The organism is Micromonospora sp. WMMA1949 (assembly GCF_027460145.1).
In the GTDB taxonomy this organism is placed as follows: Bacteria; Actinomycetota; Actinomycetes; order Mycobacteriales; family Micromonosporaceae; genus Micromonospora.
On sequence record NZ_JAPZBG010000001.1, the window covers coordinates 5744814 to 5766384 of the forward strand.

Genomic DNA, 21571 nt, shown 5'->3' on the forward strand with positions numbered 1-21571 from the left:
GGCGGAGAGGACCCGGCCATGACCGCTGTTCGCGCACTCGTACTCAACTGCACCCTGAAGCGCTCACCGGCGACGTCCAGTTCGCAGGTGCTCGGTCAGGAGGTGCTCGACGCGCTGGCCGATCAGGGCGTCGACGGCGAGATCGTCCGCGTCGTCGACCACGACGTGCGCTTCGGGGTCTCCGTCGACGAGGGCGACGGCGACGGCTGGCCCGCCATCCGCGCCAAGCTGCTCGCCGCCCAGATCCTGATCATCGCCACGCCGATCTGGCTCGGCCAGCCCGCGTCGGTGACCAAGATGGTCCTCGAACGGCTGGACGCCGAGCTGTCCGAGACCGACGAGCAGGGCCGCCTGCGCACCTACGGCAAGGTCGCCGGGGTGGCGGTGGTCGGCAACGAGGACGGCGCGCACCACACCATCGCCGAGGTGCAGCAGGCGCTCAACGAGGTGGGGTTCACCTGCCCGGCCGCCGGGGCGACCTACTGGGTCGGGGAGGCGCTGCACAAGACCGACTACGTCGACGCCCGCCCCAAGCCCGACACGACCGGCCGCACCACCGCCGCGCTGGCACTCAACAGCGCCCACCTGGCCCGGCTGCTCGCGGAGCGCCCCTACCCGCCGCCCGGAACCCGCGAGGCGGCCGCCGGCCCCAGCGCCCAGCCCGGCTGACCCCGCGCCCCGACCGCGCCGGCCGCGCCCGCTGGCCGCCGCCGATCTTACACTCGGTGCCCGGGCAAACCCGGCAATCCGCCCTTCACGAGGGCTACAAGTGCAAGATCGGCGAGGCGCGGCGCGGCGGGGGCGAGGTGGGGTGGGGTGGGGGTCAGGGGGTGGCGCGCAGGCGGGCGTCGAGCGCGTCGAGGTCGGGGACGAACCACACCTGGTCGTGCCGGTTGGACTCGGCCACCAGCGCCCGTAGCGCGCCGCTGCGTTCCAGGTGCTCGGAGATGTCCCCGACGATTGCCAGGCGCAGCCGGTAGTTGACGAACTTCTGCATCACCTCACCGGCGAAGCGGGTGCCGAGGGCGAAGAAGTCGGGGTCGAGCCGGGCGGCCGGCACCGCCACCACGGTCGCGCCGAGGAACGCCGCGCCGATGAGGTCCAGCGCGTCGCGTTCGGTGGCGATCGGCGGGCCGTCCGGGTCGCAGACCAGCACCTGCTCGCCGGCGCGCTCCTGCATCAGGTCAGCCACGGCCGCGCTCCCCGCCGCCGAGCAGGCCGTTGCCGCCGTCGAGCACCCCGTCGAGCAGGCGCAGCAGGTCAGCGGTGGCGGTGAGGTCGCCCAGGATCACGATGGTCATGCGGTGCCGCTCCTCGTCGTGGACCGTCTGCACCCGCAGCGGACGGTCCGGGTCGTGGTGGGTGTTCACACCGGCCAGCACCAGCGTGCCGAGCCGGTCGGCGGCGGCCCGGTCGACGCCGTCGAGCCGCACGACGCTCGACACCTCCGCCCCCGGCGCCGGCGCGGCCGGGGCGGGCCGGCCGGTCAGCGCGTCCAGGTCCGCGCGGGCGATCCGGTACTGCTTGCCGATCCGCGTCGCCCGCAACCGACCGGAGCGGATGTAGCCGCGCACGGTGCGCACGTGCAGGCCGAGCAGGTCGGCGACCTGCTCCACCGAATACATATCGTTACTCATCGCACCCTATCCTAGCCACGATAGGTAAGGATAGGTAATTTCACCTCCCGGCCATGTGATCGCCAACCTGGACGGGCATACTGCCCGCGTGCAGCCCCGTCCCGGCTACCTCGACGCGCCCGCGCCGCTGGCGTTCGCCCACCGCGGCGGCGCGGCCGACGGCGACGAGAACACCGCCGCCGCGTTCGCCCGCGCCGTCGCTCTGGGCTACCGGTACGTGGAGACCGACGTGCACGCCACCGCCGACGGCGTACCTGTGGTGTTCCACGACCCGACGCTGCGCCGGGTCACCGGCGAGCCGGGCCGCATCGCGGACCTGCGCTGGGCCGACCTGTCCTCGGTACGCGTCGGCGGCGCCGCGCTGGTGCCCCGCCTGGACGAGGTGCTCGGCGCCTGGCCGCAGGTGCGGTTCAACATCGACGTGAAGTCCGACGAGGGCGTGGCGCCCACCGTCGCCACCGTGACCCGGGCCGGCGCGGGCGACCGGGTGCTGCTCGCCTCGTTCAGCGACGCCCGGCTGACCCGGCTGCGGGCGCTGGCCGGGCCGACGGTCGCGACCAGCCTGGGCATGCGCGGCGTGGCCCGGCTGCGGCTGGCCTCGCTGCACGGACGGCCGCTACGACTGCCCCCGTCCGTGGTCGCCGCGCAGGTGCCCGTCTCCTTCGGGCGGGTGCCGGTGGCGGACCGGCGGTTCCTCGCGTACTGCCACCGGATCGGGTTGCAGGTGCACGTCTGGACGATCGACGAACCCGCCCAGATGCACCACTTACTTGATCTTGGGGTGGATGGCATCATGACCGATCACGTCAGCGTGCTCCGTGACGTCTACCGCAGTCGCGGCCACTGGGCCGCCTGAGCCCCCGAGGACGACCCCCGATGGCCGATACGGTCACCCCCGCCGTCGCCGACCCCGCCGGACCGGGCAGCACCCGCCGCGAGCGCACCGGCTGGTACTTCTACGACTGGGCGAACTCCGCGTTCCAGACCACAGTCATCACCGTCTTCCTCGGGCCGTTCCTGACCACCGTCACCGAACTCGCCGCCGGCTGTGAACTGGGCGCGGACAGCTGCGACGGCGCCGTGTACCCGCTGGGCATCAAGGTCGCCGCCGGCTCGTTCTACCCGTACCTGATCTCGCTGTCGGTCTTCCTCACCGTGTTCGTGCTGCCGGTGATCGGCGCGATCGCCGACCGGTCGAAGCACAAGAAGCGGCTGCTCGCCGCCGCCGCGTTCACCGGCGCGGGCGCGACCATCGCGTTCGCGTTCGTCACCGGCGAGCGCTACCTGCTCGGCGGCGCGCTGTTCCTGATCGCGAACATCTCCTTCGGCGCCGCCGTCGTCGTCTACAACTCGTTCCTGCCGCAACTCGGCGGCCCGGACGAACGCGACGGCATCTCCAGCCGCGGCTGGGCCATCGGCTACCTCGGCGGCGGTCTGCTGCTCGCGCTCAACCTGGTCGCCGTCACGATGCTCAGCGAGGAGGGCAACGCCCAGCGCACCCTCGACCTGGCCCGCTGGTCGATCGTGTCGGCGGGCGTGTGGTGGGCCGCGTTCACCCTGGTCCCGCTGCGCTGGCTGCGCGAACACCCCACCGCCGCCGCCCTGCAGGCGGGCGGCAACGTGCTCACCGACGGGTTCCGGCAGCTCGGGCGCACGCTGCGCGAGATCAAGGCGTACCCGCTGACGCTGTTCTTCCTCCTCGCGTTCCTGGTGTTCAACGACGGCATCCAGACTGTCATCACCCTCGCCAGCCAGTACGGCACCGAGGAACTGCGGCTGGACCAGAGCACGCTGATCGTGACCATCCTGCTGGTGCAGTTCCTCGCCTTCGGCGGCGCGCTCGCCCTCGGCGCGCTCGCCAAGCGCATCGGCGCGTGGAAGACGGTGCTGCTGTCGCTGGTGCTCTGGACCGGTGTGATCATCGCCGCGTTCCGGCTGCCGGCCGAGGCGCCCGTACCGTTCATGATCCTCGGCGGCTGCATCGGTCTGGTGCTCGGCGGCAGCCAGGCGCTGAGCCGGTCGCTGTTCAGCCAGCTCATCCCGGCCGGCAAGGAGGGCGAGTACTACGGCTTCTACGAGATCAGCGACAAGGGCACCAGCTGGCTCGGCCCGCTGGCGTTCGGCCTGGTCTTCCAGCTGACCTCGTCGTACCGGGTGGGTCTGGTGTCGCTGTTGATCTTCTTCGTGGTGGGCTTCGCGCTGCTGGCCGCCGTGCCGATGCGCCGGGCCATCATCGCCGCCGGGAACACCCCGCCCCGGGTGCTCTGAGCCGCCGCGCCGTCCGGCCTGTGGATCATCGCGGGCCGGATCGGGCGGCGTCGATGGACTAGGCTGCCCCGACGTGACAGACGACGCCGCCCCGACCTGCCTGGCCCGCCCTCTGCCAGGGCCCGGCGACGACCGTGCCGCCGGCTGCGCCGCCGCCCGCGGCGTCGACGGCCGGCCGCTGCACGCCGCCGCGCTGAAGTTCTTCTGGGGGCCGATGGACTGCGGCAAGTCCACCATGGCGCTGCAGATGAACCACAACCACGCCCGGCAGGGCCGCCGCGGCCTGGTCACCACCCGCATCGACCGCTCGCTGGGCCCGCAGGTCACCACCCGCATCGGCCTGGCCCACGAGGCCGTCGAGGTCACCGACGACCTCGACCTGCGCGTCCTGGTCCGCGACGCGTGGGCCGAGGGGGTACGGGTCGACTACCTGATCTGCGACGAGGCGTCGTTCTACAACCTCGAACACATCGAGCAGATGGCCGAACTGGTCGACCGGTTCGACGTCGACGTCTACGCCTTCGGCCTGGCCACCGACTTCCGCTCCTGCCTGTTCCCGGCCGCGCAGCGGCTGTTCGAACTGGCCGACGAGGTGGCCCGGATCCAGGTCGAAGTGCTGTGCTGGTGCGGCCGGGAAGGGCTGCTCAACGCCCGCGTGGTCGGGGGCCGGGTGGTCCGGGAGGGCGCGCAGGTCGTCATCGGCGACACCGTGGACACCGCCGACGTGCGCTACCAGGTGCTGTGCCGGCGGCACTACCGCTCCGGAGACCTCGGCCCGCGCGCCTGACGGGCACCCGCCTGGTACAAACGGTCCGTGCGCACCGACATCGATGCCGCGACGCCGGCGCAGACCGCTGCCCCGCGACCCGCCCGGCTGCTCCCGCAGGGCGTCGGCGTGATCGCCGACGTGGCCGCGGTGGCCGCGCTGCTCGCCGGCGGCGGCCGGCCCATCGTCCTGGCCGCCAGCGCGGGCGCCGTCCTGGCCGGCGGCTATCTCGTGGTACGCCGGCTGGGGCAACCGGTCGACCGGTCCGCGCTGGTGGGCCTGGCCGTCGCGGTAGCCGGCGCGGCGATCTTCGGCTACGCCGTGCGGCCCACGCCGCAGGCGACAACACCCGCCGGCTCGGCACCCACCACGCCGGCGGCGCCGGCCACCGGAACCCCGGTCGCGGCCACCACCGGCGCCGCGTCATCGCCCGTCGCCGCCGGCACCTGGCTGTTCGACCTGCCGGCTGTCGACGGCGGGAACGGCTGGGAGCAGCGCGCGGAGACGGTCGACGGCAAACGGTACGACCACAGCCTCGTCGCGTCGACCTGCAGCGCCACCGACGACGAGTCGGAGTCGTTCAACCTCGGCAAGCGCTTCGCCGCGTTCCGGGCCACGGTCGGGGTGCCCGACGACGTCCCGGACTCGTTCCGCGCCCGGTTCACCGTCCTGGTCGACGGCGAGGTGGTCTTCCGACGCGATCTGGGGCTGGGCGGCACCGCCGCGCTGGACGTTCCGGTCACCGGCGCGCTGCGGCTGACCCTGCGGGTCGACGACGTCGGACTCAGCGGGTGCGACGACGCCGCCTGGATCGAGCCGCGCCTGCGGTGACGTCCGGTGGTCAGAAGGGATCTCCGCACACCCGCCAGCCGCCGCCCTCCGGCACCACCGGCAACTCCTGCTCCTCACTGCCGCCACCGTCGCGGTTGATCCGCACGACCACCGTCCCGCGCGGGCGGCCGGACCGGGTCGCCACCGACACGTCGACGATCTCGTAACCGCTGACCTGCGGCGGGGTCCGCACCCAGCTGCCGAAACCGGTCTTGCTCCACCTACCCCGGGCCTCGGCGCACAGCCGCTCGTACGCCGCGTCGGTGTCACCGGAGGCGACCTCGCGGAAGAACCCGTCGGCGGTCTCCCGCACCGGACCGTCGGACTGGAGCACCACCTGCGCGTTCCACGCCGCCAGACCGGCCACCCCGATCAGGCAGGTGCCCACGCCGAGACCGGCGATCAGCACGCCCGCGCGTAGCGGCCGGCGTCGCCGGGCCGTGTGGTGCCACTCCTGCTGCCTGCCCATCACCGTCGACGGTAGGCAACCGGGACGCGCCGCGCAGGCGGTTGCGACGCGCGCTCGTGGCGGGCCGGAGATGTCAGGGGCCGGGGGCAGACTGTCGGCATGACAGTCAATGCCGACATCGCCATGATCAACCTCGACAGTTCGGACCCGGCCGCGCACGCGGCCTTCTACGCCACCGCGCTGGGCTGGGAGATCACCCACAGCGAGGCCGAGTACGCCATGATCGTCAAGGACGGCACATCGATCGGCTTCGGCCTGGTGCCCGGGTACGCGCCGCCGGCCTGGCCGGACGAGAGCGGCGGCAAGCGCTACCACCTGGACCTCTACGTCGACGACGTGGCAGCCGCGGAGAAGGAACTGGTGGCTGCCGGCGCGACCCGGCCCGGGTTCCAGCCCGGCGGCGAGCGGTGGACAGTGCTGCTCGACCCGATCGGGCAGCCGTTCTGCCTCTGCCCCCGCCCGCAGGGCTGACCGGTCAGGCGCAGCGGGCCGCGCAGCACCGCGGCCCGCATCGCGTCCGGTGACGGTTCAGCCGCGACGGCGGGCGCGGGCCGCCCAGATCGCGTACGCCGGATCGCGGTCCAGGTTGTGCCGGTCCCGGTCGTAGCGGCGGGTGGTACGCGGGTCGGCGTGCCCCATCGCGTCCTGCACGTCCTCCAGCGGCACCCCCTCCGAGCGGGCCGTGGTGGCGAACGCGTGGCGCAGCGAATGCGGCGACAGTTTCGCCCAGGCGGCGATCCCGGCCCGCTGCGCGAGGCGGCGCACCAGCCGGAACACGGCATGCCGGTCCATCCGGCCACCGGTGGCGGTGACCAGCAGCGGCCCGGTCAGCTCCGGCACCGTGACACCCTGCGCGGCGGCCCGGGCGGCCAGGTAGGCGTCGAGGGCGTACGCGGTGCCCGGCGTGAGCGCGCGCCGGCGTACCTTGCCGCCCTTGCCGACGAAGCGGACGCTGCGGTGACCGCGTTCCGTGCCCAGGTCGGACACGTCCAGCGCGACCAGTTCCCCCACCCGCAGCCCCAGGTCGGCCAGCAGCGCGACGGCGGCCCGGTTGCGGGCGGCGGCCGGGCCGGTGTCGGCCTCAGCGGCGGCGATCAGCGCGTCGACCTCCTCCGGCGTCAGGCCGACGGTCGCGGAGTGGTCCCGGTCCACCCGGGGCCGGTCCGCCGCCGACACCGGATTGGCGGTGACCGCGCCCAGCTTGGCCAGGAAGTCGTACCAGCTCGACAACGCGGACAGCCGGCGCGCCACGGTGGCCGGCGTGAGCGTCCGCCCGTCGCGCCCGCGCGGCGTGGACTCCAGTTCCCGGCCGTAGGCGTTGACGTCGAGGAAGGTGGCCCGCAGCGGGTCGAGCCCTCGCTCGGCGCACCAGCTCAGCCAGCCGGTGACGTCACGGCGGTACGCGTCGCGGGTGTGCTCGGACAGGCGCCGGTTGCGCAGCCACGCCTCGGTGACGTCGGCGGGGCCGGCGGGCAGGGCGGCGGCGCGGGCGCGGGGCAGCACCTCGGGGCGAAGCATGTGAGAAAGGTTCTCAGCCGTCGGGGTGTTTGGCGACGAGGCGCGCTGAGCCGCCGGTGAGCAGACGCGGGGTCGGCCGGCGCTCCGGCCTCCCCCGCGTCGGCGTGACGTGCTCAGGCGGTGGTGAGCTGACGGTGGCCGTTGCTCTCTGCCGGCGTGCTCACGGCGATCCGGCGCGGCTTGGCACGCTCGGCGATCGGGATGCGCAGCGTCAGCACCCCGTTGTCGTAGCCGGCCTCCAGCCGGTCGGTGTCGAGCGTGTCGCCCAGGAACAGCTGCCGGGTGAACGTGCCCATCGGCCGCTCGGCGGCGACCAGTTCGACGTTCTCGCCGGTCGGGCGACGGCGCTCGGCGCGGACGGTCAGCACGTTGCGCTCGACGGTGCAGTCGATGCTGTCCGGGTCCACGCCGGGCAGGTCGAACGCCGCGTAGAAGTGGTCACCGTCGCGGTAGGCGTCCAGGTGCATCACGGCGGGCCGGGCGGTGGTGCCGAAGAACTGCTCGGCGATCCGGTCGATCTCGCGGAACGGGTCGGTACGCATCAACATGGCTCTTGCCTCCTCGGTTCTCCTGGCCCAAGGTCTCAAGTTGAGTCTTGGTGACTCAAGTTCCTGGTTCTGTTTTAACGCGCCTCCGCCGCGTCGTCAACTCGCGCCGGCAGCGACTTCTCGAACCAGTGCTGCGCGTACGGGCCGCTGGTGAAGGCGGGGATCTCCCGGTAGCCGTGGCGGGCGTACAGGGCACGGGCCTCGACCAGGTCGGAGCGGGTGTCCAGCCGGATCCGCCTCGCCCCGCCGGCGGTCGCGTACGCCTCGATCGCGGCGATCAGCGCCGCACCGCCACCGGCGCCCCGGTGCTCCGGGCGCACGTACACCCGGGTCAGCTCGGCCCAGCCCGGTTGCCACCGCAGCCCGGCGCACCCGGCGAGCCGCCCGTCGCGGCGGGCCAGCACCAGCAGCCCGCTCGGCGGGGCCAGGTCGTCGCTCGGGTCCTCGGCCAGCGCGGCGTCCACCTCGCCGGGCCGCTCCGGACGGCCGTACCAGCGGCGCACCATCTCCGCCATGTACTCGCGCAGCATGAGCGTCGCGTCCGGCTCGCCCGGATGAGCGACGTGCGTGCTCCAGCCGCTCACGGCCCGGTCCGCCAGTAGACGCCCTGCTCGCGGGTGAGCAGCATGTCGTCGATCAGGTAACGGCGCAGCGTCACGTGGTCGGCCTCGCCGCCTTCGCACCACCGGCGCAGCGCGTCGTCCACCTCCCGCTCCGGGTAACGGCGTCCCGGCTCGAAGGTGCGTTCGGTGATGTGCTCCAGCAACACGCGACGGCGTCCCCGCTGCGCGGGCAGCCGGGTGAGCGCGCCGTCGCGCAGGAACGTGCGCAGGATCGTCTCGCGCGGGTTCGCGGCCGGAGCCGCCGGGGACGCCGCCCCGGCCCGGGCGAACTCGCGCAGCCGCTCGGCGTCGACCCGCAGCCCGTCCCCGTCGTCGGCGAGCACACCGGCGTCGGTGAGACGGCGGACGGCCACGGCGGCGTCGCGGGCGGGCAGGCCGGTCCGGGCCACCACGGACGGCACGTCCCGGGCGCCCAGCACGATCGCGGCGAACACGGTCCGGCGGCGCTCGTCGGCGAGCGCCCCGGCGAGGGCATGAGCGGTCATGGCGGGCAGCCTGTCAGCAACCCGCCGGATCCGGCGAGGCGTTTTCCGGCCGCCGCCGTGACGTCCCGTGCCGGCGGGTCAACCCGCGAAGTCCACGTCGGCGGCCTCGACGGTGCCGGCCGTGCGCCCCGGCGCGGTCTGGAAACTCCAGTAGAGGTTGGTGTGGGCGATCACCTGCGCTGGCGGCGGCGCGCCGTAGGCGGACAGGTCCTCGGTGGTGTGCGCGTCGCCGACGAGCGTGGCGTCGTAGCCGCGGGTGAACGCCCCGTGCAGCGTGGAGCGGACGCACGCGTCGGTCTGCGCGCCGGTCACGACCAGCCGGCCCACCCGGGCGGCGGCGAGCACCGATTCCAGCTCGGTGTCCTCGAAGGAGTCGCCGTACGCCTTGTGCACCAGCGGCTCGTCGGCGCGGCGCGACAACTCCGGCACGATCCGCCACTGCTCGCTGTCGGGCGGCAGGTCGTCGCTGCGGTGCTGCACCCACACCACCGCAACGTCGGCGGCGCGGGCCCGGTCGACCAGGCCCGCGATGGTGGCGACCACCCGGTCACGGTCGTGGGCGCCGCGCACCACGCCGCGCACCACGCCGTTCTGCACGTCGATGACGAGCAACGCGGTGCGCGGGCGGTCGGTGAGCGTGGTCATGGCGCACGTCCTTCCGGAACGGGAATCGCGGTCAACCTAACCCCGACCCCCGACAGGAAGACGCCGCCGCTTCACAGCCGACGGTGCATGACGTGCAGCCCCACCAGGCCCCGCGTCGGATGGGCGAACGACTCCGGCACGGTGCCGATCACCGTGAAGCCGAGCCGCCGGTACAGCTCCACCGCCGCCGTGTTGGTCTGCACCACGGCGTTGAACTGCATCGCGGCGAAACCCTCCCGCCGGGCCCAGTCCAGCGCCTCCTCGCACAGCGCGCGGCCCACACCCCGGCCGCGGGCGTGCGCCGCCACCATGAAGCTCGCGGTCGCCACGTGCGACCCCGGCCCGGGCCGGTTCGGGCCCATCTTCGCGGTGCCGCACACCGCGCCGTCGTGGTCCACCGCGACCGAGGTACGCCCCGGCGGGCGCTCCACCCACACCTCCCGCAACGTCTCCGGCGGCCAGTCCGGGTCGTACGCGAACGTGTCGGCGGCGGTGACGACATCGGAGATGATCGGCCGGACCTGGTCCCAGTCGGCGCCTGTGTAGTCACGAATCAGCATCGGCGGGCACGCTAGCCGTCGCCCCGACCGTCCGGCCACCGGTTTCCGTCCACCCGGCGGAGGGCGGCGGGGCACCGGCGGACCCCCGGCCGGGGCCATCATGGACGGGTGGCCGAATCAGTCGCCGACATCGATCGGAGCGAGGCCGCCGCGCCCGGTGGCCCGCCGACCGCCGGTCCGCGTACCACCGCGCCCCTGGTGGTGGGCGGGGTCCTCACCGCCGTGCTGTTGTCGCTGGCCGGCCGCTACGGCTACCACCGCGACGAGTTGTACTTCCTGCTTTGTGGCCGGCACCTCGACTGGGGCTACGTCGACCAGGGGCCCCTCGTGCCGGCTCTGGCCCGGCTGGCCGACACGATCGCACCGGGCAACCTGGTGGTGCTGCGTACCCCGTCGGCGTTCATCGGCGGCGCGGCGGTGGTCCTGGTCGCCGCGATCGCCCGGCAGTTCGGCGCCGACCGCGTGGCCCAGACGGCCGCGGCGGTGCTGGCCGCCGCCTCGGGCATCGTCCTGGCCGGCGGTCATTTGCTCAGCACCACGAGCGTCGACCTGCTGGTGTGGCTGGCCGCCACCCTCTGCGTGGTACGGATGCTGCGCACCGGCGACACCCGGTGGGCGCTCGGCGCCGGGCTCGCGCTCGGTGTCGGCCTGCTCAACAAGCCGCTGCCCGCCCTGCTCGGCGTCGGCCTGGTCGCCGGGCTGCTGATCGCCGGGCCGCGCGGGCTGCTGCGGGACCGGTGGGTACTCGCCGGTGCGGGCGTCGCCGTGCTGCTCGCCGTGCCGTACGCGGCGTGGCAGGCCGCGCACGGGTTCCCGCAGCTCGACGTCGCGTCGTCGATCGCCGGCGGCGACAGCTCCTACAGCGGCCGGGTCGACGCCGTGGTGCTCCAGTTCCTGATCATCAGCCCGTTCGCGGTGCCTGTGTGGGCCGCCGGGCTGGTCGCGCTGCTGCGCCGGCCGTCCTGGGCGGCGTACCGGTCACTGGCCTGGGCGTGGCTGGTGGTGGTCGCGATCGTGGTGGTGGCCGGCGGCAAGGGCTACTACGACGCGCCGCTGCTGCTGGTGCTCACCGCCGCCGGGGTGGTGGCGGCCGTCGAGTGGGCGCGGCGGGGCGCGGCCCGGGTGCGGCGGGCGGTGCTGGTCACCGCCGTCGTGCTGATGGCCGCGAGCAGCGCGGTGCTGCTGCTGCCCACGCTGCCGGCCGACCGGCTGCCCGGGTTCGTGGTCGCGGCCAACTACGACGCGGGCGAGACGATCGGCTGGCCCGAGTTCGCCGACTCGGTGGCCGCCGTGCACCGCGCCCTGCCTCCGGCCGAGCGCGACCGGGCGGTGGTGCTGACCGGCAACTACGGCGAGGCCGGCGCGCTGGCCCGGTACGGGCCGGCCCGGGGACTGCCCCGCGCGTACTCCGGGCACAACAGCATGGCCACGTTCGGCCGGCCGCCCGACGATGCCGACGTGGTGATCGTCGTCGGCTGGTCCCGCCCGGAGCCGCTGCGCGCCTGGTTCACCGAGGTCACCGAGGCGGGCCGGGTCGACCAGCGGGTCGACGTCGACAACGACGAGAACGGCGAGCCGATCTTCGTCGCCCGGGGCCTGCGGCGTCCGTGGTCACAGATCTGGGACACCGAGGTACGCCACGGCTCCTGAGATACTTGCCGTCATGCTCTGGGGAGTCAGCGGGCCGATCTTCCTCCTCGACTACCTCGGCGCGGTCGCCGTGGCAGTCGTGATCGCCCTGGCGGTACGCGAGTTGACCGGCCGCCACGCGCGGGGTGCGACGCCCGACCGGGTCGAGCTGGCGTACCTCACCGATCGGGCGCTGCTGGCCTGCCAGGTCGGAGTGGCCGCGCTGCGGCGCGCGGGCGGGGTCGAGATCGGTGAACTCGCCACCCTGCAGGCGCAGGGGTGCCCGCCTGCCGGTTCGCCCGCGCTGGTGCGCGCCCTGCACTCGGCGTTGCGCCGTCCGCAGACCTGGGCGGCGGTGCTCGCCGACCCGGACGTGGGCCGGGCGCTGCGCCGTACGGTCGGGCGGCTGGTCCGCGACGGCTGGCTGCTCACGCGCGCGCAGCGACGGCGGATCGCGCTGGGTACGGTGCCGCTGTTCGCGGTCGCCGCGGTCGGGTTGACCCGGCTCGTGGACAGCGCTGTCGAGGGGCGTTCCGCCGGTGGTCCGGCTTCCGTCGCCGGGCTGCTGTTGTGCTGCCTGGCCACCGCGCTCGGTGGCTGGTGGCTGACCGAGGTGCCGGAGACCGGCGCTGCCGCACGCGGGCTGCTGCGGCGGCTGCGGCGCGAGTACGCCGACCTCGACCCCGAGCGCCGCCCGGTCTGGCAGGGCCGCGACACCGACACGCTGCTCACCGCAATGGCCCTGTTCGGCCCCCGTCCCCTGCTCGCGGTGGACCCGGCGTTCGCCGTGCAGGTGGGCGTCGACCCGGAACGGGACCGTCCTCGTCCCGACCGCAAACCCGCCCGCCGCTGACCGAACCTCCCATTTCGCGTCGATCATGAAGTTGACGGCGCCGGGCGCCCGGTTTGTCCGGTACGACTTCATGATCGACGCGGGTAGGGGCAGGCCGTCGGCGAGAGCCGGTTTCCTTGTCTTGAGCGCCGGGAAGGCTCGGGCATGGCCGAGACATTCGTGAGCGAAGACCTGAAGACACTGCAGGCGATTGCGCGCGGGGCCGGGATACAGGAGGTCGACCGCCTGTCGCCGGACCAGCTGGTCGAGGCGTTGCGCCGGGCCGGGGTGACGAACGGTACGCAGGACCAGTGGCCGTCCCAGCCGATCGAGGACCCGGCGCACCTGGCCGGACTGCCCCGCAGCTCGCTGACGCAGGGCGACGAGAGCACCGGCGGCCGGGCCGCCGAGGAGGCGATCGGCGCCATGCCGGGCGAGTCCGGCACCGAGATCAACGACCGCACCGAACGCTGACCGTACGCAAGGAAGGGGCCGCCCCCGGTGCTCCCGGGGGCGGCCCCACGCTCGTTCGGACCGGGTCAGTGCATGCCGGCGGTGGCCGCCGCCTCCTCGCGGGCCCGGCGCTCGTCGCCGCTGAGTGTGTTCAGCGGCTTCTCCTTGATGAACAGCACGACGACCAGGGCGAGCAGCGCGAACGGCGCGCCGATGAGGAACATCTCCGACGTGGCGGTGCCGTAGACCTCCTGCACGATCCGCAGCACCGGCTCCGGCAGGGCCGACAGGTCCGGCACCTCGGCCGATCCGCCGCCGGTCGCCAGCGGGCCGAGCTTCTCCGTGGTCAGCGACGTCACCCGGTTGGCCAGGACCGCGCCGAGCGCGCTGACCCCGACCGCGCCGCCCATGCTGCGGAAGAACGTCAGCACCGAGGTCGCCGCGCCGAGTTCCGCGGCCGGCACGTCGTTCTGCGCGGCCAACACCAGGTTCTGCAGGAGCATGCCGACGCCGACACCCAGCACCGCCATGTACACCGAGAGCATCGGCACGCTGGTGTTCGCGTCGATGGTGCTCAGCAGCAGCATGCCGACCGTCATCACTGCGGCACCGGCGACCAGGAACATCTTCCAGCGCCCGTACTTGGTGATCAGCTGGCCGGCCACCGTCGAGGAGACCAGCAGGCCGAGGACCATCGGCAGGCTCATCAGGCCGGCCGCCGTCGGCGACTTGCCGAGCGAGGTCTGGAAGTACTGCGACAGGAAGACGGTGCCGCCGAACATCGCCACGCCCACGAGGATGCTCGCGATCGTGGTGAGGCTGACGGTGCGGTTGCGGAAGATGCCCAGCGGGATGATCGGCTCCTCGGTGCGGGACTCGACGAAGACGGCGAGCGCGAGCAGCGCCAGCCCGCCGCCGACCAGCAGCGCGGTCCAGCCCGAGGCCCAGTCGAACTTGTTGCCGGCCAGCGACGACCAGATCAGCAGCGTGGACACACCCGAGGTGATCAGCAGCGCGCCGAGCCAGTCGATGCGGACCTTGCGGCGCACCACCGGCAGGTGGAGCGTCTTCTGCAGCAGCGCGATGGACAGCAGGCTGAACGGCACACCGATCAGGAAGCACCAGCGCCAGCCGAGCCAGGACGTGTCGACCAGGACGCCGCCGATCAGCGGGCCGGCGATGGTGCCGACACCGAAGACGGCGCCGAAGATGCCGGCGTACCGGCCCAGCTCGCGCGGCGGGATCATGGCCGCCATGACGATCGTGGCGAGCGCCGTCATGCCGCCCGCGCCGATGCCCTGGATGACCCGGCTGAGCAGCAGCACCTCGACGTTCGGGGTGAAGCCGGCAACCAGCGAACCGGCCACGAACAGGCCGAGGGACAACTGGATCAGCAGCTTCTTGCTGTAGAGGTCGGCCATCTTGCCCCACAGCGGCACCGTCGCGGTCATCGCCAGCAGCTCGCTGGTGACGATCCAGGTGTAGACGGTCTGGCTGCCGTTGAGGTCGGCGATGATCCGGGGCAGCGCGTTCGCCACCACCGTCGAGGCGAGGATCGCCACGAACATGCCGACCATCAGGCCGGACAACGCCTGGAGGACCTCCCGGCGGGACATCCGCGTACCCGTCTCGGCGGGTGGAACAGTGGCGGTGGTCATCGAACTCCTTGTCGGTGTGCACGTGCGAGCGGCCGCGCGCGACGGCGGCGGCCGGTACGGATGGGAGGGGTCAGGACGGATCGGGCAGGCCGGCGGCGACGACGGCGAAGGCCTCGGCGGTCAGTTCACGCAGCGTCGCCGTTTCGGGTCGCTCGACCCACTGCATCAGGGCCGTGCGGAACACCGCGCCGGCAACAGTGGTGACGAGCGTCGGGTGGCCGTGGCACGGGTCGAGCCCCAGCCGGGCGGCCACCGCCGCGACGATCACCTGCTCCGTCTCGGCGTTGCCGCTGATCAGACGCGGCAGCAGTGACGGGTTCGCCGCGATGACGCGCAGCCGCAGCAGCCACACCTCCCGATCGGCCTCGATGGCCTCGACCACCTCGTCGAAGGCCCGCCGCAGCGCGTCGAACGCGGACATCTCCGGCGGCGCGGCGACGATGCGGGCGGCGAGCACCTCGCGGTCGGTCGGCTGGTCGCCGAGCAGCGCCTCGTCCTTGCTGGGGAAGTAGTTGAAGAAGGTGCGGGCCGACACGTCGGCGGCCTCGCTGATCTCCTCCACCGTCACCTGGTCCAGGCCGCGCTCGGCGACCAGACGCAGCGCGGCGGCGCTGAGGGCGGCGCGGGTCTGCCGCTTCTTGCGGTCACGCAGGCCGGGACGGGTCTGATCCGAGGTCACGCCACGAGATTATGAGCGATCTTGCAGAGCGTGCAAACTTTTAGTCAGTGAAGTGATGCGGGACGCAGCGGTCCCGGAAAACGGGTTGAGAGCGGTTCCGGGCGTCCCGTACGTTTCCCGCACTCCTGTCGCAGCGAAGAAGGACGATTCCGCGTGACCCCTCCTGCTCTCTAGAACCTGACACGTTCCCCACGCCTGTAGCCGGCCGTTGCGCGCCGGCTCCCCGGGCTGCCCTCGCGCGCCCGGCCACAGCGTCCGAGGCCGCGCGTAATCGGCCTCGCGTCAGGTCTTCAGAGATCAGGTCTCATGTCTTCCCAACCTCATATCGTGCTGCCCTGGGTCGTGCGCCGGACCCGCCTTCCGCTGCTGTCGCTGCGCTGCGTCACCTGCCGGGCGGAGTCGGCCACTGCCGCCCGGGGCCGGTTCCGCGTCAACGCCAACGGCAAGCTGCTGGACGTGTGGCTGCTGGTGCACTGCGTGTCCTGCGACCGGACCGTCAAGCTCACCGTCCGGGAGCGGGCGACTGTCGGTTCGTTCGACCCCGTCGATCTGCATGGCCACCACCTCAACGATCCCGACCTGGTGGCGGCCACCCTGCTGGACCCGGCGTTCGCCCGGCGCTGCCGCTTCACCCTGGACTGGACCGGCGCGTGGCGCCTGGACGCGCCGGTCGTGCCGCTCGACGGATGGCCGGTCCAGGTGAACGTCACGTTCGACGACCCGGTGCCGGTACGCCCGGAGCGGCTCATCGCGCACCGGTTCGGCCTCACCCGGTCCGAGGTGCTGCGCCGGGTCAAGTGCGACATCCCGCTGAAGCGTCCGACGAGTTCCGCCTTCACCTTCACCGTGCTGGCGGAGGACTGACCGGGCGTGGTCGCGGCGGCCGGGTTGCCGCCGCGACCACGCCTCACCGGCCGCTCGCGGCACCGCCCCGTACCGCGGCGAGTTCGGCCTCGATCAGATCGGCGGCCCGGTCCGCGCCGCCGGCGGCGCGGGCCTGCCGCTTCAGCTCGGCGGTGCGGGCCGCCACGGCGGGGTCCGAGGTGAGGGCGAGCAGCGCCTCCCGCAGCTCCGCGGCGGTGACGGTGGCCGAGTCGACGACCCGGGCGACGCCGAGGGCGGCCAACTGCTCGGCGTTCGCGAACTGGTCGGCCGCCTGCGGTACGGCGATCATCGGCGTCCCGCAGAAGAGACCTTCGCTGCTGCCGCCCATGCCGGCGTGGGTGACGAAGGCATCCGCCTGCTCCAGGACGGCCAGTTGCGGCACCCACCGGTGGACCTCGACGCTGTCCGGGACGGGACCGAGTTCGGCGGGATCGACGTGCGTGCCGATCTGCAGAACGGTGTGCCAGCCGGGCAGGTCACCGAATGCGGCGACGGAGCGGCGGTAGAACTCGGGCTGCCGGGTGAAGGCGGAGCCGAGCGAGACGAGCAGCACCTTCTCGGCGTGCGCCGGTCGTACCCAGGAACCCTGGTGGGAGCGGTCGCCCAGCACCGGGCCGACGAAGCTGTAGACCGACCGGTCCACCCGGTCGGCGTTCGGCTGGAGCGCCTCCGGCGGCAGGACGAGGCTGCGCACCGGCCGCCCCTGGAACGCCGTGCTGTCGGTGACCGACGAACCCTCAGCGGTCAGCCACGCCGTGAACCGCCGGTAGTAGTCGGCGCCGCGCGGATCGGCCCGCATCGCCTCCACGGCGGGTGCCATCTCCTGCTCGTAGCCGTCCCAGGCCACGAACGTCGAGGAGAGCTGGACGGCCGGAATCCCCCACTGCTCGCCGAGCAGGCGGGCCGGCGCGCCCGCGATGTCGTAGAGGAACAGGTCCGGCCGGTCGTCGGTGTAGGCGGCCCGCAGCTGCGGCAGCATGGCGATCGCGTCGTCGAGGAAGAGCGTGAGCTGCGCGATCGGGTCGTCGATGCCGGCGCCGCCGTTGGCGGGCAGCGTCGAGGCGTACGGCCTCAGCTCCGCCCCGGTGCGCTGGACGACCTCGGCGAAGGCGGGGTCGTTGGCGTAGGTGACCCGGTGGCCGCGCCGCACGAGGGTACGGATGATCTCCAGGCTCGGGTTGACGTGGCCGTGGAACGGAATGCTGACCATGGCGATGTGCGGCACGTGAACTCCTGATCTCTGCTGAGACGAGACGTCCCGTCTCGCTCGACAAGCAGAGCACGGCGGAGCCGCGCCGTCAAGACGATACGTCTCGTCTCGCTGTATGCTCGTGGCGTGACCCCGCAGCCCGCCCGCCGCAACGAGCAGTCCCGCCGCGCGATCCTCGCCGCCGCCCTGGAACTGCTGACCGAGACCGGCTACCCGGCCCTGACCGTCGAGGCGATCGCCGCCCGCGCCGGCGTCGGCAAGCAGACCATCTACCGCTGGTGGCGCGGCAAGGGCGCGGTCATCCTGGACGCGCTCGCCGAGGACCTGCCCGAGGTCATCACCCTGCCCGACACCGGCGACCTGCGGGCCGACCTGCGCCAGGTTCTGCGGGCCACCGTCGCCGAGTTCGCCGATCCACGGCTGTCGGCCACCACCCGCGCCGTCACCATCGAGACACTCGCCGACGAGGATCTGGCCGGCCAGGCACGCGACCGGCTGCTCCGTCCTCAGTTGAACGCGGTCCGCGCCCGCCTGGAGGCCGCGCGCGAGGCCGGCCAGGTCCGGCCCGACGCTGCGTTGGACCTGGTGGTGGAACTGCTGTTCGGCCCGCTGTACCACCGCTGGCTGCTGCGCAACGGCCCGCTGACCGACGACTACGCCGACGGCATCGTCGATCTGGTCGTCGCCGCCGTCACGCCGTCAACGAGCACCAGCGGCTAGCCATTCACCTGCGGCCTGTCGCGGGCGGCCTGTCCGGCGGCCAGTTCCTGCGACAACCGGTCCAGCCCGTCTCTTATCAGCTTCCCGTAGCCGTCGTCGCCGAGCGCGCCGATCCCCTCCCGGGCCTGCCGGACGTGGTCCCGCGCCTGGTCGAGTTCGCCGAGCTTGCGGTAGCACTCCGCCAGGTTGAGATGCAGCGACGGATACAGCCCGGCAACCGACATCGGCACCCCGGCCTGCGCGACCCGCTCGTCGGTGAGCAGGTCGGCCGCCGCGAGCGCCCGCCGGTCCCAGGCCAGTTCCTGGCGTACGTCGTCCTGCACGTCGGCCATCGCGTGGGCGAGGACGCAGACGTGCAGGGGGTCGCCCCGCTCCCCGCCGATCTCGTCCCAGATCCGGGCGAACAGGTCGCGGGCGTCCTCCCGTCGGCCGTGCTGGTGGTGCATCTGTACGCCGTCGTTGATCCGGGTCAGCGTCGCGTCGAACACCATCGCCTGCTTCCTGGGGGTCGGCTGCGGTGGCGTGATCGTACGCCGACAGCGGTCTTCTGAACCCGCGCGCACATAACTGTCATTATGGTGTGCTGACGATTCGTCCCTTTTGGCCAGATTATTTAAACAATTGGCGTTACTGGAAATCCAATAATCAACGTCCGGTGCGGGGTTGCCTCGGCGCTGATGTTTGGAAGGATCGAGGCGTGCGAGCCGCGAGCCGGAGACGAGGTCACGTCGCCGTGACCACCTGCCTGCTGATCGCAGCGGCCGGCTGCACGAGCGAGAACAATGCGCGGCGACCCGAACCTGCCGTGTCCGACTCCGTCGCCCCGGCCACGCCGCTGCCACCACTGCCGGACGGCGGGCAGCGCCTGCGGTGCGCCGACGCGGTCACCACGACACCGGCTCCCGGTGAGCACTACCGCGTCGTGGCCGACGCCGTGACGGTGCCGTCGACTGTGGTGCAACCCGACGAATCGTCCGAGGCACAAGGTCCGACGCGTCTCTTCGCCAAATGGGGCCTGCACGTACGGGCCGGAGCGGCGGTGGAGGTGCGGGTGGCGCCCGGCTGGGAGGACCGCGCCCGCATCGGGTGGGGCCCGGGTGCCGTCCCGACGACCACGGTGCAGGTCGAGGCGTGCCCGGCCACGAGCGCGTCGGCCGCATGGTCGGTCTACACGGGCGGCACCTGGGTGGCGAAGCCGGCGTGCGTACAGCTGGTGATCCAGTCTCGGGGACGGCAGGCCGAGGTGCGCCTCGCGGTAGGCGCCGCGTGCGACGGGGGCACCTAGCGTACGAACGGTCTGATGACCTCGAAGGGCTCCGGGAACCGTACGGTGATGCCGGTCTCCCGGCTCTTGCGGTCGAGAAACGCCCTGGCCACGGCGAACCTGTCGAAGAACCTCGGCAGCGGCCGCAGCCCACGGTCCAGGGAGACGAAGAAGTCGTCCCAGTGGATCGGCACGATCAGGCCGGGCCGGGTCGCGTCCACGACGTGCCGCCAGTAGTCGTCCCGGAACCGGTCGGACTGCGTGCCCAGTGCGCCGATCGCGAGGTAGAGGACGTCGACGTCGAGCCCGTCGAACGCGTGCGGGACGACGTTGGCGCTCGGGTGGATCAGCAGCGAGCCGTCGGGGTGGGTGACGAGGAGGGAGAAGCATCCACCGTCGCGGTACCTGCTCGCCCTGACCGGGGGGACGAGCGGCTTCGCGATCGTGCCCGGGAACCGGTTGCCCGGGCTGTGAACGCCGCCGAGTACGCGGACGGTGAACGCGCCGACGCTGTACTCGTCCCCGTCCTCGATCCGCGTCATCGACTCCTCGCCGAGGCCCGCGCCGCGTCCCACGTTCAAGGTCGACTCGGAGCCGAACAGTCTGCCGCCGAGATGCTTGACGACCTCGGGGGCGTCCATGACGTGGTCGTAGTGAGAGTGGGCGACGAAGAGCGCGTCGAGACGTGTCAGCCCGGCCCGGGCAAGGGCGCTGGTGATCCGGCCGAGGTCGGGGGCGATGCGGCCGAACGCGACGCGGAGCAGGGAGGGCCTGCTCAGGAAGCCGTCGATCAGGATTTCCGACGTGCCGTCGGACAGCCAGACGGTCGAGGTGCCGAAGAAGACGACCTCCACAGATGCCCCGCCGGAGCCCACGCGCAGATGGTAGTGCGCGGGATCTCGGGCTACCGGGTGCCACCACGGGTGCTGCGCAGGCTCCACCCGATCGACACCGCGATCGTCGCCACGATCACGCCGAGGGTCACCGGGATCGGCAGCTTGCCGACCGGCGTCTCCGAGAGGATCAACTTCACGCCGGCGAAGGCGAGCAGCACGGCCAGGCCGTAGTGCAGGTGCACGAAGCGGCGCAGGAGCCCGGCGAGGCAGAAGTAGAGGCTGCGCAGGCCGAGGATGGCGAACGCGTTGGCGGTCCAGACGATGAACGTGCTGGTGGTGATGGCGAGGATCGCGGCGACGCTGTCGATCGCGAAGATCAGATCGGTGGCCTCCACGGCGATCAGAACCACGAACAGCAGAGTCGCGACCCGCCTGCCGGCAACCCGGGTGAAGAACCGGTCACCGTGGAAGGCCGGGTCGGTCGGAACGACCCGGCGGACCAGCCGGACGACGGGGTTGCGGTCCGGCGGGGTCTGCTCGTCGTGGCGGAACGCCATCTTGTAGCCGGTCCAGACGAGGAACGCGCCGAACACGTACGCGGTCCAGAAGAACGTCTCGAGCAGCTCGGCGCCGACGAAGATGAAGACCAGCCGGAAGGCCAGGGCACCGATGACACCCCAGAACAGCACCTTGTGCTGCAACGCGGCGGGCACGGCGAAGGAGGTGAAGATCAGGGCGAAGACGAAGACGTTGTCGATCGACAGTGCCTTCTCGATCAGGTAGCCGGCGTAGTACGTGCCGGCCACGTCACCGCCCTGCCAGGCCCACAGGACGACGCCGAAGAGCAGGCCGGCGGCGATCCAGATGCCGGACCACACGGCGGCCTCACGGAAACCGATGACGTGGTTGTCGCGGTGCAGGAACAGGTCGACGGCGAGCATCGCCGCGATCGCCAGCATGAGGAGGGCCCAGATCCACCAGGACACGGACATCGCGAAGAGACCTCTCGCCCGGCCGGCGGATGCCGGCGCTGCTGGACGAAGGTCTCCCCGGGC

The 21571-nt window shown here is 72.6% G+C and carries 27 protein-coding genes; 12 read left to right on the forward strand and 15 right to left on the reverse strand.

All coding sequences use genetic code 11. From position 1 onward, the window contains the following. Positions 1–18: 18 nt before the first annotated feature. Positions 19–669, forward strand: coding sequence for a flavodoxin family protein (locus tag O7607_RS26855; RefSeq protein ID WP_269706130.1), 651 nt, complete (start codon positions 19–21; stop codon positions 667–669). A gap of 154 nt (positions 670–823) precedes the next feature. On the opposite strand, the gene O7607_RS26860 is transcribed toward O7607_RS26855, so the two are convergent. Together O7607_RS26860 and O7607_RS26865 are read right to left on the reverse strand one after the other, a co-directional pair. Beyond that, entirely contained in the window at positions 824–1192 is a 369-nt protein-coding gene (locus tag O7607_RS26860; RefSeq protein ID WP_269706132.1) for a DUF4180 domain-containing protein, read from the reverse strand. Then, positions 1185–1637, reverse strand: a complete 453-nt coding sequence (locus O7607_RS26865; RefSeq protein ID WP_269706134.1) for a helix-turn-helix domain-containing protein — start codon at positions 1635–1637, stop codon at positions 1185–1187. Before O7607_RS26865 ends, O7607_RS26860 begins: the two co-directional genes overlap by 8 nt. Positions 1638–1725: 88 nt before the next feature. Here O7607_RS26865 and O7607_RS26870 point away from each other — a divergent pair, with 88 nt between their 5' ends. The 4 genes from O7607_RS26870 (at position 1726) to O7607_RS26885 (ending at position 5502) form a co-directional block, all read left to right on the forward strand. Further along, positions 1726–2493: a glycerophosphodiester phosphodiesterase gene (locus O7607_RS26870; RefSeq protein ID WP_269706136.1), complete on the forward strand. Its 768-nt coding sequence runs from the start codon at positions 1726–1728 to the stop codon at positions 2491–2493. A gap of 20 nt (positions 2494–2513) precedes the next feature. Continuing rightward, the gene (locus O7607_RS26875; RefSeq protein ID WP_269706138.1) at positions 2514–3905 is read left to right on the forward strand and encodes an MFS transporter; all 1392 of its coding nucleotides are present in this window, start codon (positions 2514–2516) and stop codon (positions 3903–3905) included. 100 nt (positions 3906–4005) lie between these two features. Beyond that, positions 4006–4692, forward strand: coding sequence for a thymidine kinase (locus O7607_RS26880; RefSeq protein ID WP_369752317.1), 687 nt, complete (start codon positions 4006–4008; stop codon positions 4690–4692). 27 nt (positions 4693–4719) lie between these two features. Beyond that, positions 4720–5502 carry an NPCBM/NEW2 domain-containing protein gene (locus tag O7607_RS26885; protein WP_269706141.1) on the forward strand — a complete coding sequence of 261 codons (783 nt, stop codon included), beginning with the start codon at positions 4720–4722 and terminating at the stop codon, positions 5500–5502. Positions 5503–5512: 10 nt separating this feature from the next. Here the strand turns inward: O7607_RS26885 and O7607_RS26890 are convergent, their stop codons facing one another. Then, complete coding sequence (locus O7607_RS26890; RefSeq protein ID WP_269706142.1) at positions 5513–5971, reverse strand: Rv0361 family membrane protein; 459 nt, start codon at positions 5969–5971, stop codon at positions 5513–5515. A gap of 99 nt (positions 5972–6070) precedes the next feature. Here O7607_RS26890 and O7607_RS26895 point away from each other — a divergent pair, with 99 nt between their 5' ends. Then, positions 6071–6442, forward strand: coding sequence for a VOC family protein (locus O7607_RS26895; RefSeq protein WP_269706144.1), 372 nt, complete (start codon positions 6071–6073; stop codon positions 6440–6442). Between the two features lie 57 nt (positions 6443–6499). Here O7607_RS26895 and O7607_RS26900 read toward each other — a convergent pair whose 3' ends face one another. The 6 genes from O7607_RS26900 to O7607_RS26925 form a co-directional block, all read right to left on the reverse strand. Continuing rightward, the gene (locus O7607_RS26900) at positions 6500–7489 is read right to left on the reverse strand and encodes a tyrosine-type recombinase/integrase (protein WP_269706146.1); all 990 of its coding nucleotides are present in this window, start codon (positions 7487–7489) and stop codon (positions 6500–6502) included. A gap of 113 nt (positions 7490–7602) precedes the next feature. Next, entirely contained in the window at positions 7603–8037 is a 435-nt protein-coding gene (locus O7607_RS26905) for an Hsp20/alpha crystallin family protein (RefSeq protein WP_018784337.1), read from the reverse strand. Positions 8038–8111: 74 nt separating this feature from the next. After that, positions 8112–8621, reverse strand: a complete 510-nt coding sequence (locus O7607_RS26910) for a GNAT family N-acetyltransferase (RefSeq protein WP_269706148.1) — start codon at positions 8619–8621, stop codon at positions 8112–8114. After that, positions 8618–9145, reverse strand: coding sequence for a DUF2087 domain-containing protein (locus tag O7607_RS26915; RefSeq protein ID WP_269706150.1), 528 nt, complete (start codon positions 9143–9145; stop codon positions 8618–8620). Before O7607_RS26915 ends, O7607_RS26910 begins: the two co-directional genes overlap by 4 nt. Before the next feature lie 78 nt (positions 9146–9223). Beyond that, complete coding sequence (locus O7607_RS26920) at positions 9224–9790, reverse strand: isochorismatase family protein (protein ID WP_269706152.1); 567 nt, start codon at positions 9788–9790, stop codon at positions 9224–9226. Between the two features lie 71 nt (positions 9791–9861). Next, a complete protein-coding gene (locus tag O7607_RS26925; RefSeq protein WP_269706154.1) occupies positions 9862–10350 on the reverse strand; it encodes a GNAT family N-acetyltransferase in 489 nt (162 codons plus the stop codon). A 108-nt stretch (positions 10351–10458) separates the two neighbouring features. On the opposite strand from O7607_RS26925, the gene O7607_RS26930 reads away from it, so the two are divergent. The 3 genes from O7607_RS26930 to O7607_RS26940 all read left to right on the forward strand — a co-directional run bounded on the left by O7607_RS26930 (position 10459) and on the right by O7607_RS26940 (position 13285). Next, complete coding sequence (locus tag O7607_RS26930) at positions 10459–12000, forward strand: ArnT family glycosyltransferase (RefSeq protein ID WP_269706156.1); 1542 nt, start codon at positions 10459–10461, stop codon at positions 11998–12000. A 13-nt stretch (positions 12001–12013) separates the two neighbouring features. Further along, positions 12014–12832 carry a TIGR04222 domain-containing membrane protein gene (locus O7607_RS26935; RefSeq protein ID WP_269706158.1) on the forward strand — a complete coding sequence of 273 codons (819 nt, stop codon included), beginning with the start codon at positions 12014–12016 and terminating at the stop codon, positions 12830–12832. A gap of 144 nt (positions 12833–12976) precedes the next feature. Next, on the forward strand, positions 12977–13285 hold the full coding sequence (locus O7607_RS26940; protein ID WP_269706160.1) for a hypothetical protein: 309 nt from the start codon (positions 12977–12979) through the stop codon (positions 13283–13285). Positions 13286–13350: 65 nt separating this feature from the next. On the opposite strand, the gene O7607_RS26945 is transcribed toward O7607_RS26940, so the two are convergent. Together O7607_RS26945 and O7607_RS26950 are read right to left on the reverse strand one after the other, a co-directional pair. Further along, entirely contained in the window at positions 13351–14922 is a 1572-nt protein-coding gene (locus O7607_RS26945; RefSeq protein WP_269706162.1) for an MDR family MFS transporter, read from the reverse strand. A 70-nt stretch (positions 14923–14992) separates the two neighbouring features. Beyond that, on the reverse strand, positions 14993–15601 hold the full coding sequence (locus tag O7607_RS26950) for an acyl-CoA-like ligand-binding transcription factor (protein ID WP_269706164.1): 609 nt from the start codon (positions 15599–15601) through the stop codon (positions 14993–14995). Positions 15602–15928: 327 nt separating this feature from the next. Here O7607_RS26950 and O7607_RS26955 point away from each other — a divergent pair, with 327 nt between their 5' ends. Continuing rightward, on the forward strand, positions 15929–16465 hold the full coding sequence (locus O7607_RS26955; RefSeq protein WP_269706165.1) for a DUF1062 domain-containing protein: 537 nt from the start codon (positions 15929–15931) through the stop codon (positions 16463–16465). Positions 16466–16508: 43 nt separating this feature from the next. On the opposite strand, the gene O7607_RS26960 is transcribed toward O7607_RS26955, so the two are convergent. Further along, complete coding sequence (locus O7607_RS26960; protein ID WP_442929543.1) at positions 16509–17696, reverse strand: macrolide family glycosyltransferase; 1188 nt, start codon at positions 17694–17696, stop codon at positions 16509–16511. A 126-nt stretch (positions 17697–17822) separates the two neighbouring features. Here O7607_RS26960 and O7607_RS26965 point away from each other — a divergent pair, with 126 nt between their 5' ends. After that, positions 17823–18416: a TetR/AcrR family transcriptional regulator gene (locus O7607_RS26965; RefSeq protein WP_269706170.1), complete on the forward strand. Its 594-nt coding sequence runs from the start codon at positions 17823–17825 to the stop codon at positions 18414–18416. Here O7607_RS26965 and O7607_RS26970 read toward each other — a convergent pair. After that, the gene (locus tag O7607_RS26970) at positions 18413–18907 is read right to left on the reverse strand and encodes a tetratricopeptide repeat protein (RefSeq protein ID WP_269706171.1); all 495 of its coding nucleotides are present in this window, start codon (positions 18905–18907) and stop codon (positions 18413–18415) included. The genes O7607_RS26965 and O7607_RS26970 overlap by 4 nt on opposite strands. Before the next feature lie 314 nt (positions 18908–19221). Between O7607_RS26970 and O7607_RS26975 the strand changes: the two genes are divergently transcribed. Further along, the gene (locus O7607_RS26975; protein ID WP_269706173.1) at positions 19222–19701 is read left to right on the forward strand and encodes a hypothetical protein; all 480 of its coding nucleotides are present in this window, start codon (positions 19222–19224) and stop codon (positions 19699–19701) included. On the opposite strand, the gene O7607_RS26980 is transcribed toward O7607_RS26975, so the two are convergent. Further along, positions 19698–20555: an MBL fold metallo-hydrolase gene (locus O7607_RS26980; RefSeq protein ID WP_269706175.1), complete on the reverse strand. Its 858-nt coding sequence runs from the start codon at positions 20553–20555 to the stop codon at positions 19698–19700. The two genes, O7607_RS26975 and O7607_RS26980, sit on opposite strands and share 4 nt — an antisense overlap. A 29-nt stretch (positions 20556–20584) precedes the next feature. Next, a complete protein-coding gene (locus tag O7607_RS26985; RefSeq protein ID WP_269706177.1) occupies positions 20585–21508 on the reverse strand; it encodes a TerC family protein in 924 nt (307 codons plus the stop codon). Between the last annotated feature and the right edge of the window lie 63 nt (positions 21509–21571).

Bases quoted from the DNA above. Each gene is read 5' to 3' on its own strand.
- O7607_RS26945 (WP_269706162.1), bottom strand. From the start codon at position 14,922: ATGACCACCGCCACTGTTCCACCCGCCGAGACGGGTACGCGGATGTCC.
- O7607_RS26960 (WP_442929543.1), bottom strand. From the start codon at position 17,696: ATGGTCAGCATTCCGTTCCACGGCCACGTCAACCCGAGCCTGGAGATC.
- O7607_RS26940 (WP_269706160.1), top strand. From the start codon at position 12,977: ATGGCCGAGACATTCGTGAGCGAAGACCTGAAGACACTGCAGGCGATT.
- O7607_RS26855 (WP_269706130.1), top strand. From the start codon at position 19: ATGACCGCTGTTCGCGCACTCGTACTCAACTGCACCCTGAAGCGCTCA.
- O7607_RS26890 (WP_269706142.1), bottom strand. From the start codon at position 5,971: ATGGGCAGGCAGCAGGAGTGGCACCACACGGCCCGGCGACGCCGGCCG.
- O7607_RS26865 (WP_269706134.1), bottom strand. From the start codon at position 1,637: ATGAGTAACGATATGTATTCGGTGGAGCAGGTCGCCGACCTGCTCGGC.
- O7607_RS26875 (WP_269706138.1), top strand. From the start codon at position 2,514: ATGGCCGATACGGTCACCCCCGCCGTCGCCGACCCCGCCGGACCGGGC.
- O7607_RS26925 (WP_269706154.1), bottom strand. From the start codon at position 10,350: ATGCTGATTCGTGACTACACAGGCGCCGACTGGGACCAGGTCCGGCCG.
- O7607_RS26915 (WP_269706150.1), bottom strand. From the start codon at position 9,145: ATGACCGCTCATGCCCTCGCCGGGGCGCTCGCCGACGAGCGCCGCCGG.
- O7607_RS26935 (WP_269706158.1), top strand. From the start codon at position 12,014: ATGCTCTGGGGAGTCAGCGGGCCGATCTTCCTCCTCGACTACCTCGGC.
- O7607_RS26900 (WP_269706146.1), bottom strand. From the start codon at position 7,489: ATGCTTCGCCCCGAGGTGCTGCCCCGCGCCCGCGCCGCCGCCCTGCCC.
- O7607_RS26970 (WP_269706171.1), bottom strand. From the start codon at position 18,907: ATGGTGTTCGACGCGACGCTGACCCGGATCAACGACGGCGTACAGATG.
- O7607_RS26905 (WP_018784337.1), bottom strand. From the start codon at position 8,037: ATGTTGATGCGTACCGACCCGTTCCGCGAGATCGACCGGATCGCCGAG.
- O7607_RS26985 (WP_269706177.1), bottom strand. From the start codon at position 21,508: ATGTCCGTGTCCTGGTGGATCTGGGCCCTCCTCATGCTGGCGATCGCG.
- O7607_RS26920 (WP_269706152.1), bottom strand. From the start codon at position 9,790: ATGACCACGCTCACCGACCGCCCGCGCACCGCGTTGCTCGTCATCGAC.
- O7607_RS26895 (WP_269706144.1), top strand. From the start codon at position 6,071: ATGACAGTCAATGCCGACATCGCCATGATCAACCTCGACAGTTCGGAC.